The organism is Anaerocolumna xylanovorans DSM 12503, from assembly GCF_900143645.1.
Taxonomy (GTDB): domain Bacteria; phylum Bacillota; class Clostridia; order Lachnospirales; family Lachnospiraceae; genus Anaerocolumna; species Anaerocolumna xylanovorans.
In genome coordinates, this window is the sequence record NZ_FRFD01000010.1 from 238779 (window position 1) to 252458 (window position 13680).

A 13680-nucleotide genomic window follows, 5' to 3' on the forward strand; every position below is an offset into this window, starting at 1 on the left:
AATTGCTTTTTAATTTTCACAAAAGCTCCTCCTGATTTATCTTAAAGGGCCTTCATTCCCAAGCCTTTTTGTCAGCCGGATCAAAGTAAAGTTAACGAGCATAATAAAAGTAAAAAGGACTACACCGGTGGCAAAGAGCATATCTTGATGCCTTCCGGATGCATAACTCATTTCCATGGCAATATTGGTAGTTAAAGGCCTTACTTTCGAGAATATACTGGTGGGAAGACCGCCGATATTATTTCCCGCAATCATCATAACCGCCATGGTTTCTCCGATAGCCCTGCCGATACCAAGCACGGTGGCTGTTAAGATTCCGGAACGGGCCGCCGGAACAACTGCTTTAAATATTGTCTGTATCTTGGAGGCACCAAGACCATAGGATGCTTCTCTGTAAGACTTCGGAACAGCACGGATGCTGCTTTCACTTAAGGATATAATTGTAGGTAATACCATAATTGTCAGGACGCAGATAACAGCAAGCAAGGACTGTCCCTGTCCTGTAGGAGATATTTTATTAATCAAAGGGACGATGATTCCAAGACCGAAGGCTCCGTAGATAACGGACGGAATGCCGGCTAATAATTCTATTCCCGGCTTAATAACTGAAACTATTTTTTTAGGGGCTATTTCGGCAATGAATACAGCTGTCAATAAACCGATTGGAACCCCGAGCGCAATTGCGCCCAGGGTTGCAAGCAGGGATCCTACTATCATATAGAGTATTCCGAAGACGTTGTTATTCGGATCCCATTTTAATCCGGTTATAAATGATAGAAAGCTGTAAGCATCCTTTCCGAAGAAGGGTCTTAATCCTTTTGCGAATACGAAGACGATTATTGCAATTACACTTAAGACACTGACCAATGCACTTAACAGAAATATCATTCGAAACAGTGTTTCCTTATATTCTACTGCTCTGCCCGCCTTATTTTGATTGCTTACATTCTTTTTCATTAATCTAATTTTATTCCTCCGTGTTTTTCTACAAATGCCTGACCGTCATCACTTAAAGAAAATTCTACGAATGCTTTTGCAGCAGCTGATGCCTTCGCTTCATCGTATACGAAGAGGAAAGGTCTTGAGAGTACATAGGTGCCTGATTTTGCATTTTCAGGAGTTCCTTCTACTCCATTTACAGTAAGGGCTTTTACAGTACTGTCAATGTAAGAAAAGGATACATAACCGATTGCATTTTCATTTCCTGCTACTGTTGTCTGAACACTACCATTTCCTTCAGCTACTGTTGCATCCTCTGTTAAACCGCCTGCATCTTCCAACTTAACTAATTCTTCGAATGCGCTTCTTGTTCCGGAAGCACCTTCTCTGGATACTACTACAATAGTAGCATCTTTTCCGCCTACATCTTTCCAGTTCGTAATCTGACCGGAGAATATCTTTGCGAGATCTTCTACACTGATGTCTGTTAAAGTGTTAGCAGGATTTACAGCAATAGCGATTCCGTCATAAGCAAAGGTTACTTCCTTAAGGCCTGCTGATTTTTCATCATCCTTTAAATCTCTGGAAGATGCACCGATGTCATTTGCTCCTGCAATAGAATCTGAAATACCTGCTGATGAACCGGTTCCTGTGTAGTTGATTGTTACATCAGGATTGGAAGCAGTAAATTCATCAATCATATCATTTAAGATTTTTTCAACGGATGTAGAACCTGTTATGGTTACTGTACCGGATAAATTGTCTGTAGAAGATGTATCATCTGTTGCGGCAGGTGTTTCTGTAGCTGCCTGTGTAGGTTCTGTTGTGGTATTATCGGATGTATTGCTATTTGTATTATTGGTTTTTCCGCATCCTCCAAGAACACCTACAAGTGCAATCGTTAAAAGAACTGCCAGAACTTTATTTTTTAGCTTCATTATTTCTTTCCTCCTTGATTTGGGATCCCCCTGTTATGTTTCTTTGTTGTTCTATTTACATTTTTCATTCTACTATCCTTTTGTAATCCATGTATTTTTGAAATGTAAAGTTTCTGTAAAGTCTCTTAAGCCTCATAAAATCTGCAAATTATTATTACATAGTACCATTTTTACCAAAACATATTAAAAACAACCGGGAACCCCTGCTCTTTTTTTCTTTAACTTTTCCGTCAACTTAACAATTATTTCTCTATTCTTAAGTATTTCCTTCTTATTTTAAATTTACTTACTTCTTTTCCTATGTTAAAATAAATTCATATTTGATGAGCGAATCAGGAGGATAAGGGAATGAAAAAGCAAGACTATATTACCTGGGATGAATATTTTATGGGCATTGCTATCTTTTCTGCCGAAAGAAGCAAAGACCCCAGCACCAGTGTCGGCGCATGTATTGTAAGTGAAGATAATAAGATTCTCTCCGTTGGTTATAACGGTATGCCTATCGGCTGTTCGGACGACGAATTTTCCTGGGAACGGGAGGGGAACCCTCTTGATACCAAATATTTTTATGTCTGCCATGCTGAAATGAATGCTATCTTAAATTATACCGGTCCTTATATGAAAGGTGCGAAGCTTTATGTCACCTTATTCCCCTGCAACGAATGTACAAAAGCTATCATTCAAAAGGGTATCAGTGAGATTATTTATCTTTCAGACAAGTATGCCGATACGAATGCTACAAGAGCCGCCAAGAAAATGCTTGATGCAACCGGTATCACTTACCGGAAGTACCAGCCCATAAACCGTGAAATCACAATTTCATTATGATGCACGGCGGGGAAAACACCGCATGGGATGATAATGCATAAGAACTACAGAAGAGGAATATACCCCCATGAATGTCAAGAACAGACGCCGCAGAAGAAAACGCAGAAGCAGATTATTCAGACTTACAACCGTGACCAGCCTATGCATGCTCATGGCAGTAATTATTGGAATTATGCTGCTTTCTGCTATAAAGCACTTTAGGGAAGGCTCTTATGGTTTTGCCTACTATACCATAGCCCCTCCGCCAATAACAGAGAATCTTTTAACACCCAATCCCTACTCCAGGTCAGAAGAACCGCTAAAAAAGGTAAAGGGCATTGTTATTCACTATACCGCCAACCCCGGCACTTCTGCAGAGGCTAACCGGAATTATTTTGAAAATTTAAAATCCCAGAGGGAAACCTCTGCAAGCAGCCATTTTATCATCGGCCTGGAAGGCGAAATCCTTCAGTGTATTCCCCTTGACGAGATATCTTTTGCCTCCAATGACAGAAATGTTGATACCATATCCATTGAATGCTGCCATCCTGATGCCACGGGCAAATTCAATGAGAAAACCTATGCTTCCCTTGTGGCACTGTCCGCCTGGCTGTGCAGTAAATACAGACTGGATGAGAAAGATATATTAAGACATTATGATATTACGGGTAAGCTGTGTCCCTTATATTATGTAAAGCATGAGGATGCATGGAATACATTGAAAGAAAATATATTTACCTATCTGAAAGAAAAAGAAGCTTCAGCCGAGTTAGGCTAAAGCTTCTTATATTTATTGTTATTTATTCTTCTACACTGTAGTTAGGAGCTTCCTTGGTGATATGGATGTCATGAGGATGGCTTTCTTTAAGGGAAGCCGCTGAAATCTTTACAAAGCGTCCATTCTGCTTTAAGTCTTCGATTGTCTTGGTTCCGCAATATCCCATACCGGAGCGCAGCCCCCCGATTAGCTGGAATACCGTATCCTCTACGGTACCCTTGTAAGCAACTCTTCCTTCCACACCTTCCGGCACCAGCTTCTTGGCATTGGTCTGGAAGTATCTGTCCTTGCTTCCGTTTTCCATGGCTGCAATGGAACCCATGCCACGGTAAACCTTGTATTTTCTTCCCTGGAACAGTTCGAATTCTCCGGGACTTTCATCACAGCCTGCAAAGATACTTCCCATCATACAGAGATTTGCACCGGCGGCAATGGCCTTTGCTATATCACCGGAATACTTAATACCTCCATCGGCGATTACCGGAATACCATACTTCTTCGCAGCTTCATAGGAATCCATAATAGCAGTTACCTGTGGTACGCCAATGCCGGCAACTACTCTTGTAGTACAGATAGATCCGGGACCGATACCAACCTTAACCGCGCTGACACCCGCTTTAATCAGGTCTTCGGTCGCTTCTTTGGTTGCTACATTTCCTGCAATAATCTGAAGCTCCGGATATGCATCCCTTACCATACGGACTACCTTTAACACATTGGCAGAATGACCGTGTGCGGTATCTATAACAATGGCATCTACCTTTGCCTTTACAAGGGCATCCACTCTCTCTAAGATATTGGATGTAACACCTACTGCCGCCGCACAGAGAAGCCTTCCCTGGGAATCCTTTGCAGAAATAGGATATTTAATCTGCTTTTCAATATCCTTTATGGTAATAAGACCGCACAGGTTACCGTCCTTATCAACAATAGGAAGCTTTTCCTTTCTGACAGAAGCAAGAATCTTCTTGGCTTCGTCCAGCGTAATGCCAACAGGAGCAGTAATAAGTCCTTCTGAGGTCATGCTTTCTTTGATTTTCTTGGAATAATCTGTTTCAAACTTAAGGTCACGGTTGGTAATAATACCTACCAAACGCTTTCCTTCTGTAATAGGAACACCGGATATCCTGTATTTTCCCATTAATTCATTGGCATCCTCTAAGGTATGTTCCGGTGATAAATAAAAGGGATCTGTAATAACACCGTTCTCGGATCGTTTTACCTTGTCCACCTCTTCCGCTTGCCTGGCTATGGACATGTTTTTATGAATTACACCGATTCCGCCCTGTCTGGCCATCGCAATAGCCATTCTGTGTTCTGTTACCGTATCCATTCCCGCACTCATCATAGGAATGTTTAATTTAATAGTCTTAGTCAGATATGTTGACACATCCACTTCATTGGGTATCACTTCTGAATAGGCCGGTACCAGTAAGACGTCATCAAAGGTAATGCCTTCACCGATAATAGTTCCCATCTCATTTTTCCTCTCTTTCTTTTCTAATTGCTAAGTTTAAGTTAATTTTTAAAAGTATAACCAATCGGGAACCGCTTGTCAACTAGTAAAAATGGATTTTGTCCCCGCCTTGCACACAGATATATGTCCCTGTCTTTTACACGGGTACATTCGTCTTTCCATATTGCACAAATCAATTTTTTACTGTCTATATTCTCTTAATACTATTGAAATATAATTACTACGCCTCCCGAAGTATTTTTTGGTTATTATGTATATTTTGATATAAAAATAACTATCTCTTAATAATTTATTGACAAAAATGCAATAAAAAAGTAGTATGTTATTATACAACATGCTTAGGCCTCTGTAACATGCCTTAAGAACAAAAAATGTACGTAAGAGGAGACGAAGAACCGTGAAAAAAATCAGAAACCTTTCTATTAAATTTAAGCTGATTGCAGGATTCCTGTTTATAACGCTTTTATTAACAATTGTAGGTATTATTGGAGCAGTTAACATTAACAGTCTTGCAGCACGTTCCCAATCCATGTATTCCGATAATCTTGAGAGTATAAACGAGCTGCACAAGATTAAAGAAAACTTATTGGAAACGGTGAACCAGCTGCAGGCTGCAATATTGTATGAGGATTCACAAAAGGCTGCTGCTGCAATAGCAGCTATTGATACACTGAACAAAGAATCCGATTCCTACATACAGTCCTACCAAAACAAACATCTTTCAAAAGAAACGGAACAGATATGGGATGATTTTAAAAAGGATTTGGACGAATACCATACGGAAAGACAAAACGCATTGGATTTCGCAGCGGGAACGCTGTACAACCAGGCAGAACAATCCCTGGTGAATATAATAAAAGTAAAAGATACCATGTTTTCAAAGCTCAATGAACTGATTCAAAAAAATGAAACAATGGCACAAGACGGCAATGCAGATAATAAAGAAGTGGCCCATTCCAGTTCTATATTAATGTATGGCTCCATCGCCATAGGATTGTTCTTTTCCTTATTTATCGGCTTTACCCTTTCGATAGGCATCTCCAAATCAGTAAGAAAGGGATTAGCTTTTGCCAAGGCTCTTGGTGAAGGCGACCTGACCATAGAAATTGATAATAAAAGCCATGATGAGCTGGGAAAACTGATTGAAGCTCTAAGAACAGCAAAACTGAATATAAGGAATATTTTATCAAATATTATATTACAGACCGAAGAAGTCTCCGCTTCCAGTGAAGAACTCTCTGCTACCTTAGAGGAGGTTTCCGGCAATTTTGAGGTTATTAATACCAATACCATTGCTATTAACAATGGTGTAACAGATATCAGGACTGCTACCGGAGGATTAAAGAGTACGGTTGAAAAGGTAAATTTCAATGTGAATAATCTGACCCGTAATTCCTCCGAGGGAAGCAGTCAGGCTGAACAAATAAAACTGCGTGCCAACCATATCAAGGATAAGGGAAATACATCCAGCCAGCTTGCAGAAACACTGTACGTAGAGAAACAGAAAAATATCCTGTCAGCGATAGAAAAAGGTAAGGTTGTAGAAGAGATTGCCAATATAGCAGGCTTAATTAATGCAATAGCCGAGCAAACGAACCTCTTGTCATTAAACGCATCCATCGAAGCCGCAAGAGCAGGGGAACATGGCAAGGGCTTTAGTGTAGTTGCAAGTGAAATCGGAAGTCTCGCAGAACAGTCTGCCGTGCATGTAAAAGAAATTTCCAGGGTTGTTAAAAATGTAAAAAGTGCTTTTGACAATCTCGCGGATAATTCCAAAGAGATATTAAAATTTATCGACGAACATGTCCTCAATGACTATGCTCTATTGGTTGATACGGGCTCCAGCTATGAAAAGGATGCGGTATATGTAAACGACCTGTCAAAGAATACTGCCGCTATGGCCCAGGAACTGGATGACTCTACAGAAGAAATCACAAATGTAGTTCAGACAATTACAGGAGATATTGAAAGAACCTCTGTAAGCTTTGATAAGGTTTGCGATAACATGAACCAGTACACCGCAGCTATGGAGCAGATTGCCAAAGCTGCCGAGAACCAAGCTGCAGTAGCAGAAACCTTAAGCAGTCTGGTCGCACAATTTAAGATTTAAAACGGGAATAAGAAAGGGATTGTCCGGCAAGATACCTGCCAGGGACAATCCCTTTTTATATTCTATCACTGTTATATTAACTTAATACTGTACAAACTTCCTTGGATATTTCGTCTTAATGCAATTCAGCATCTTCTCATTGGGTTCAAAAAGAATCCTTAAACTCTTTTCTCCCTGGCGGAAAATAATAACATAGGGCTTTGCATTCTTATCTCTTGATGAGAAATCCTTCAATGTATAGTTGCCATTATTAAAGCTGTCCAGTGAATGGGAGCCAATGGGAGCAATTACTTCTACCTGTTCAAAGTCAATCTTTAAGGCTGTTTTTCTCTTTGCCTTCCCCATAATCTTATCAAAATCCAATTGTCCGTCGCAAAATACATACTCATACTCGATACTAAGCCTTGGGAAGAAATAGAAAATACCAACAATCAAAATAGCTGCTATAAATAACAGAATCTGGCTTTGTAATGAAAAGAAAAACAACACTGCTGCTGCAAATATCAATAAAAATCTTAAAGCATATGTTCCGGCAGTATCCTTTCTCTTTACTCCTGCCTCTGCATATAACTCATTCATTCTTTTGCCTCCTGACGTGATTTTATGCCCCTCTTACGTATCTTACTAAGTTTCCTTCACCTAAACAGCAAAGCTGTCTGGCAAGCTTAACAGAATGGCATAGTTATAAGTGTATTATACTAAAAAAACCACCAAAGGGAAAGCCTTAATGCCAAAATAATTATAATATCTTTCTAAAAATCTTATGAAAAATTAAGGGAACCTGCATTTGCAGATTCCCCTATCTATAAAGCCGGAAATATGATATACTGTTTTATTTCCAGCCATTGTTTTAGGAATTACATCATTCCCATTCCGCCGGCACCTGCGGGCATAGCAGGTTCATTGGATTTGATATTTGCTACAACAGATTCTGTTGTTAACAAAGTGGAAGCTACGCTGGTAGCGTTCTGAAGAGCACTTCTTGTAACCTTTGCAGGATCTAAGATTCCGGCAGTTACCATGTCTACATATTCTTCCTTTAATGCATCAAAACCGATTCCCGGTTCTTTCTCTTTTACCTTGCTGGTTACTACGGAACCTTCCAGACCTGCATTGGATACGATGCAGTAAAGAGGAGATTCCAGAGCCTTTAAGATGATGTTGGCACCGGTCTTTTCATCACCTTCTAAAGTAGCTGCTAACTTGGCAACTTCCTTGGATGCGTGGATATAAGCAGAACCGCCGCCTGCTACGATACCTTCCTCAACTGCTGCTCTTGTAGCTGCAAGAGCATCTTCCATACGAAGCTTCTTCTCTTTCATTTCTGTTTCAGTTGCAGCACCAACACGGATAACAGCAACACCGCCTGCTAACTTAGCAAGTCTTTCCTGTAATTTTTCTCTGTCAAAATCAGAGGTTGTTTCTTCTATCTGTGCTCTAATCTGTGCAACTCTTGCATCAATATCTCTCTTCTCACCTTCACCGTCAACAATGATAGTGTTTTCTTTCTGAATCTTAACAGATTTTGCACGTCCTAACTGATCTAATGTAGTTTCCTTTAAGTCAAGACCTAAGTCATCGGAAATCACAGTACCGCCTGTAAGAACAGCGATATCCTGAAGCATTTCCTTTCTTCTGTCACCATAGCCGGGAGCCTTTACAGCAACTACACTGAAAGTTCCTCTTAATTTATTTACGATTAAGGTTGTTAAAGCTTCGCCTTCTACATCTTCTGCGATAATTAAAAGTCTTGCACCAGACTGAACGATCTGCTCTAATACAGGGAGAATATCCTGAATGTTGGATATTTTCTTATCTGTGATTAAGATATATGGATTGTCTAAGTTAGCTTCCATTTTGTCCATGTCGGTAGCCATGTAAGCGGAAATGTATCCCCTGTCAAACTGCATACCTTCAACCAGGTCAAGCTCTGTCTTCATTGTCTTGGATTCTTCAATAGTGATAACACCATCATTGGATACTTTCTCCATAGCGTCTGCTACCATCTCGCCAACTGCATCATCACCGGCAGAAATAGCTGCTACTCTTGCAATTTGAGCCTTGCCGTTAAGCTTGGAGCTCATCTTTAAGATAGAATCCACTGCTGCATCCGTAGCTTTTTGCATACCTTTTCTTAAGATAATAGGGTTAGCACCAGCAGCCAGGTTCTTGATTCCTTCATTAATCATAGCCTGTGCAAGAACAGTAGCGGTTGTTGTACCGTCACCTGCAACATCATTTGTCTTGGTAGCAACTTCTTTTACTAACTGAGCTCCCATATTTTCAAAAGCATCTTCTAATTCGATTTCCTTTGCAATGGTAACACCGTCGTTTGTGATTAAAGGAGCGCCATAGGATTTGTCAAGCACAACATTTCTTCCCTTGGGTCCTAATGTAACTTTTACTGTATTTGCCAATAAATTAACGCCATTTTCCAAAGCTGCTCTGGCTTCTGCACCATGTTTAATTTCTTTTGCCATTTTACTAACCTCCTGAATTTAATTAGTCTTCTACGACAGCAACGATATCGTTCTGCTTTACAACAATGTATTCTACATCTTCTAATTTCACTTCTGTACCAGCATATTTAGAGAAAATTACCTTATCTCCAACCTTAACCTGCATGGTTACTTCTTTTCCATCCACAACACCGCCGGGACCTACCGCTATAACTTCAGCCTGCTGAGGTTTTTCTTTTGCCTGACCGGCTAAAACAATACCTGATTTTGTTGTTTCTTCTGCTACAAGCTGTTTTAAAACCACTTTGTCTCCTAAAGGCACTAATTTCATTTTCATTTCCTCCTTATGATATCAATATTTCAATTAAAAAGGCATTTTTTGAGTTTTATTAGCACTCACTCTTATTGAGTGCTAACCGATAAAGATATATTAGTAAATTTGCATTTATTATGCAACTATACTTTTCTTTGGAAAACGCTTGAAATTCCCTTATTTTTTATCTATTCTTTCTTTTATTCTCCTTATCTCATTTTTTCTCACTTTTTTATGCTTTGGTATATATAAATGCCTGTCCTTACAGCCAATAGTATTATTGTCAATATTTCCGTTGTCTAATCTCTTTCCCCGTGCTATACTCGAAACAGTCAGTACTAATTCGTTTCCGAAAGGAGTAACTACCAATAAATGAAAGAAAAACTATATACCATACCGGTCAACGATGCCTTTGACAGCGGCTGTGAATGTCCGATATGCTTTATGAAAAAAACACTGGAGAACAATGCCATAGAATTTACCATGGGACCAAGCTATATGGAGGATGATGTAAGGGCGGAAACCGATAAGACGGGATTTTGCAGCTATCATTTGGGAAAGCTTTATGAGAACAAGAACCGTCTTGGTCTGGCCCTTATGTTAAAAACCCATATGGATAAAACCATTAAAGATTTGGAAAGCCTTTCCGTAAAGAAAGGAAAGGGGCCTTCCCTTTTTAAGAAAACCTCTGAAAACTCTCCTGTAAAGGATTACACGGATAATCTGAAAAGTTCCTGCTACATCTGTAATAAAATTGAAAATATGTTTAGTCTTTATATTTCTACCTTTTTCTATTTATATGAAAATGACAGCGCCTTTCCTGATAAGTTGAAGGCTTCAAAAGGTTTTTGCACCGAGCATTACGGTTTGTTATTTCAGGAAGCGGACAAGCATCTTAATGCCGGGAAGGCAGAAAATTTCCGGGAGGAATTAAATAAGGTCTACTTCGATAATATGAAAAGAGTCCGGGAGGACCTGGAGTGGTTTATCGATAAGTTCGATTACCGCTATGTCAATGAGCCCTGGAAGAATTCAAAGGATGCTCTTCCCAGAACCATGACCAAAACAAACAGTGTCTTGGAGAAGGATACTTAATTTTATTTTTCTGCCTTGCTAAATTCAGCCCAAATACCGGGGAGAAACCCAAAACAAAATCAAACAATTCTGGGGCTGCTACCGGATTTCTTTCATCAAAATCCTGTAACAGCCCCAATTTTTATACAAAGATCTGTGCATATCGCAAGCCTGTATCTAATCTTGCTTTATCAGATCCTTCAATTCCCTTGCTTTTGTCTTGATACGTTCATTGGCATCTCTGGATATTAAAACCCTGGATATCCAACGGCTGGACTCATCCAGTTTACCGCTTCTTCTGGCAAGATCCGCGATTAAGTACATCATGGTATTCTCATCCATACCGCACATAGGGAAAGATTCCTTTGAAAACGCCTCCATAAATCCTTCACAGGCATTTTTAATAAATTCAAACTCTTCCTCGCGAAGCTTTTTCAGCTCGTTCACGGTTTCCTCTGTTTCTCCCTGCTCTGACAAGGCTTCTGCTTTGCCTCTAAGAAGCCAGGCCGTTTTCAGGCAGGTATAAGCTCTTTCGCTTATCTTCCCCTTCTTGACAACGGTATTGACAAGTGCCAGCTTATGGCGCGCTATGGCTTCATCATAGGTAAGCACTTCCCCTTCCGTGGCTAGTCCCTTAAAGGATGCTGATATATTTTCCTTTATCAGTTTGGCTTGCTGGGAGGTCATGTAATTAAAGAACCGGTTTAAGGCAGCATATCCGCAGTGCGGGCATGCTATAACATCATATTTTAAAGAATCCAGATGCTGGTATTTCGGACGCAGGTCCGTATCAGCAGATATCAGCTTTACTTTACCGGTTTTTACTGTCTTGGCTTTGAATCCTTTGTCACAAACAGGGCATGTAAAGGTCTTATCAAAGATAAAATCAGATTCTACTATCTGCACTTTTTCTTCTGCTCCCTGCTGTTCTGCTTTTTTCCCCTTATCATCAGATGCGTATACATCCAAGCCGGACATTTTACCCAGTCCAAATTCTTCCAGCCCTGAAAATATATTAGCCATTTTAACTCCTCCTCCTTTACTCAGGTTTGTATGAGCTCTTAAGCGACACAATTCTATTGAATACCAGTTTGTCCTTCGCAGAATCTTTCGAGTCCACGCAGAAAAACCCGTGTCTTAAAAATTGGAAACTGTCATAAGCCTTTGCTTCATCTACGCTGTACTCAATGCGGCAGTCTTTTAATATAGTGATGGAATTCGGATTCAAATTAAGACTTCCATCCTCATTATATACTCCCTTTTCTTCATCGACAATATTCTCATATAACCTTACTTCTGCCTTAACCGAAGTTTTTGCCTCAACCCAATGGATTGTCCCCTTGACTTTTCTCTCATTGAAGCCAGAACCGCTTCTGGTCTTAGGGTCATAGGTGGCATGTACCTCCGTTACTGCTCCGTTTTCATCCGTTACATAGCCGGTGCAGGTTACAAAATAGGCATTCATAAGCCTTACTTCATTTCCCGGAAACAGTCTGAAATATTTCTTCGGAGGATCTATCTTAAAATCTTCCCTGTCAATATAAAGTTCCCTGCTAAAGGCAACCTTTCTGGTACCCATCTCTTCATTTTCCTGATTATTGGATACATCCATGAATTCTGTAATATCTTCCGGATAATTTGTAATGATTAGTTTAACCGGGTCCAATACTGCCATTACACGAGGTCTTTTAAGCTTTAGGTCTTCTCTGATGCAGTATTCTAACATAGGATAGTCCACAGAGCTCTGGCTCTTTGATACTCCGCACAATTCCATAAACATCTTAATGGATTCCGGTGTAAAGCCCCTTCTTCTTAAAGCACTGATGGATACAAGCCTGGGATCATCCCAGCCGTCAACAATTCCTTCTTCCACCAGCTTTTTGATATAGCGCTTGCCGGTTATGACATTGGTAAGATACATCTTGGCAAATTCTATCTGTTTCGGAGGGTTTTCATACTCCAATTCGGTTACTACCCAGTCATAAAGAGGCCTATGGTCTTCAAACTCCAGCGTACAGATGGAATGGGTCACTCCCTCAATGGCATCCTCAATTGGATGTGCAAAATCATACATGGGATAAATGCACCACTTATCTCCCGTGTTATGGTGGGTCATTCTTGCAATACGGTAAATGACAGGATCCCTCATATTGATATTGGGTGAGGCCATATCAATTTTTGCCCTCAGCACCTTGGAACCGTCCTCGTACCTGCCCTCTTTCATTTCTTCAAAGAGCCTTAAATTCTCTTCGATACTTCTATTCCTGTAAGGGCTTTCCTTACCGGGTTCCGTCAAGGTTCCCCTGTATTCCCTGATTTCCTCTGCCTTTAAATCACAGACAAAGGCTTTTCCTTTTTTAATTAGCTTCACAGCACCTTCATACATCTGGTCAAAGTAATCAGAAGCAAAGAACAGCCTGTCTTCATAATCTCCGCCAATCCATTTTACATCTGCTATAATGGATTCCACGAATTCCGTCTTTTCTTTGGTAGGATTCGTGTCATCAAACCTCAAGTTAAACCTGCCGCCGTATTCCCTGGCCAGTCCATAATTCAGTAAAATGGACTTGGCATGTCCTATATGAAGGTAACCGTTGGGTTCAGGAGGAAAGCGTGTTACAACAGTAGTACAACGTCCCTCTTTAATGTCCTTTTCTATTATCTGCTCAATAAAATTCTTTGAGACTACTTCATTGTCAGCCGGATTGTTTCCACTGCTACTTAAAACAGCTTCTTTGTCTTGCTCATTATCCATGGCTGTGTTCCTCCTTTAATTATCAAATTA

Annotated in this window: 12 protein-coding genes; 4 read left to right on the top strand and 8 right to left on the bottom strand. The window is 40.2% G+C overall.

What is annotated here, in order from left to right:
* Positions 1-36: 36 nt before the first annotated feature.
* Together pstC and BUF11_RS17520 are read right to left on the bottom strand one after the other, a co-directional pair.
* Positions 37-957, bottom strand: coding sequence for a phosphate ABC transporter permease subunit PstC (gene pstC, locus BUF11_RS17515; RefSeq protein ID WP_073590146.1), 921 nt, complete (start codon positions 955-957; stop codon positions 37-39).
* Positions 957-1877: a phosphate ABC transporter substrate-binding protein gene (locus BUF11_RS17520; protein WP_073590147.1), complete on the bottom strand. Its 921-nt coding sequence runs from the start codon at positions 1875-1877 to the stop codon at positions 957-959. Before BUF11_RS17520 ends, pstC begins: the two co-directional genes overlap by 1 nt.
* A 348-nt stretch (positions 1878-2225) precedes the next feature.
* Here BUF11_RS17520 and BUF11_RS17525 point away from each other — a divergent pair, with 348 nt between their 5' ends.
* Together BUF11_RS17525 and BUF11_RS17530 are read left to right on the top strand one after the other, a co-directional pair.
* On the top strand, positions 2226-2705 hold the full coding sequence (locus BUF11_RS17525; RefSeq protein WP_073590148.1) for a deoxycytidylate deaminase: 480 nt from the start codon (positions 2226-2228) through the stop codon (positions 2703-2705).
* A gap of 67 nt (positions 2706-2772) precedes the next feature.
* Complete coding sequence (locus tag BUF11_RS17530; RefSeq protein ID WP_073590149.1) at positions 2773-3462, top strand: peptidoglycan recognition protein family protein; 690 nt, start codon at positions 2773-2775, stop codon at positions 3460-3462.
* 22 nt (positions 3463-3484) lie between these two features.
* Here BUF11_RS17530 and guaB read toward each other — a convergent pair whose 3' ends face one another.
* Positions 3485-4939: an IMP dehydrogenase gene (gene guaB / locus BUF11_RS17535; RefSeq protein WP_073590150.1), complete on the bottom strand. Its 1455-nt coding sequence runs from the start codon at positions 4937-4939 to the stop codon at positions 3485-3487.
* A gap of 397 nt (positions 4940-5336) precedes the next feature.
* Between guaB and BUF11_RS17540 the strand changes: the two genes are divergently transcribed.
* Entirely contained in the window at positions 5337-7049 is a 1713-nt protein-coding gene (locus BUF11_RS17540; RefSeq protein ID WP_073590151.1) for a methyl-accepting chemotaxis protein, read from the top strand.
* 81 nt (positions 7050-7130) lie between these two features.
* Here the strand turns inward: BUF11_RS17540 and BUF11_RS17545 are convergent, their stop codons facing one another.
* From BUF11_RS17545 to BUF11_RS17555, 3 genes are all read right to left on the bottom strand, one after another.
* Complete coding sequence (locus tag BUF11_RS17545; protein ID WP_073590152.1) at positions 7131-7628, bottom strand: DUF6106 family protein; 498 nt, start codon at positions 7626-7628, stop codon at positions 7131-7133.
* Positions 7629-7906: 278 nt separating this feature from the next.
* On the bottom strand, positions 7907-9529 hold the full coding sequence (groL, locus tag BUF11_RS17550) for a chaperonin GroEL (protein ID WP_073590153.1): 1623 nt from the start codon (positions 9527-9529) through the stop codon (positions 7907-7909).
* 22 nt (positions 9530-9551) lie between these two features.
* A complete protein-coding gene (locus BUF11_RS17555) occupies positions 9552-9839 on the bottom strand; it encodes a co-chaperone GroES (protein ID WP_073590154.1) in 288 nt (95 codons plus the stop codon).
* Positions 9840-10193: 354 nt separating this feature from the next.
* Between BUF11_RS17555 and BUF11_RS17560 the strand changes: the two genes are divergently transcribed.
* Positions 10194-10916 (top strand): DUF6062 family protein, encoded by a 723-nt coding sequence (locus BUF11_RS17560; protein WP_073590155.1) that lies wholly within the window; start codon positions 10194-10196, stop codon positions 10914-10916.
* Between the two features lie 156 nt (positions 10917-11072).
* Here the strand turns inward: BUF11_RS17560 and BUF11_RS17565 are convergent, their stop codons facing one another.
* Both BUF11_RS17565 and BUF11_RS17570 read right to left on the bottom strand, forming a co-directional pair.
* Positions 11073-11918, bottom strand: coding sequence for a DUF2225 domain-containing protein (locus tag BUF11_RS17565; RefSeq protein ID WP_073590156.1), 846 nt, complete (start codon positions 11916-11918; stop codon positions 11073-11075).
* Between the two features lie 16 nt (positions 11919-11934).
* A complete protein-coding gene (locus BUF11_RS17570) occupies positions 11935-13650 on the bottom strand; it encodes a glutamine--tRNA ligase/YqeY domain fusion protein (RefSeq protein ID WP_073590157.1) in 1716 nt (571 codons plus the stop codon).
* Between the last annotated feature and the right edge of the window lie 30 nt (positions 13651-13680).

Excerpts from the sequence above, each read along its gene's own strand:
- pstC (WP_073590146.1), bottom strand. The coding sequence starts at position 957 with ATGAAAAAGAATGTAAGCAATCAAAATAAGGCGGGCAGAGCAGTAGAA.
- BUF11_RS17520 (WP_073590147.1), bottom strand. The coding sequence starts at position 1,877 with ATGAAGCTAAAAAATAAAGTTCTGGCAGTTCTTTTAACGATTGCACTT.
- BUF11_RS17525 (WP_073590148.1), top strand. The coding sequence starts at position 2,226 with ATGAAAAAGCAAGACTATATTACCTGGGATGAATATTTTATGGGCATT.
- BUF11_RS17530 (WP_073590149.1), top strand. The coding sequence starts at position 2,773 with ATGAATGTCAAGAACAGACGCCGCAGAAGAAAACGCAGAAGCAGATTA.
- guaB (WP_073590150.1), bottom strand. The coding sequence starts at position 4,939 with ATGGGAACTATTATCGGTGAAGGCATTACCTTTGATGACGTCTTACTG.
- BUF11_RS17545 (WP_073590152.1), bottom strand. The coding sequence starts at position 7,628 with ATGAATGAGTTATATGCAGAGGCAGGAGTAAAGAGAAAGGATACTGCC.
- groL (WP_073590153.1), bottom strand. The coding sequence starts at position 9,529 with ATGGCAAAAGAAATTAAACATGGTGCAGAAGCCAGAGCAGCTTTGGAA.
- BUF11_RS17555 (WP_073590154.1), bottom strand. The coding sequence starts at position 9,839 with ATGAAATTAGTGCCTTTAGGAGACAAAGTGGTTTTAAAACAGCTTGTA.
- BUF11_RS17560 (WP_073590155.1), top strand. The coding sequence starts at position 10,194 with ATGAAAGAAAAACTATATACCATACCGGTCAACGATGCCTTTGACAGC.
- BUF11_RS17565 (WP_073590156.1), bottom strand. The coding sequence starts at position 11,918 with ATGGCTAATATATTTTCAGGGCTGGAAGAATTTGGACTGGGTAAAATG.
- BUF11_RS17570 (WP_073590157.1), bottom strand. The coding sequence starts at position 13,650 with ATGGATAATGAGCAAGACAAAGAAGCTGTTTTAAGTAGCAGTGGAAAC.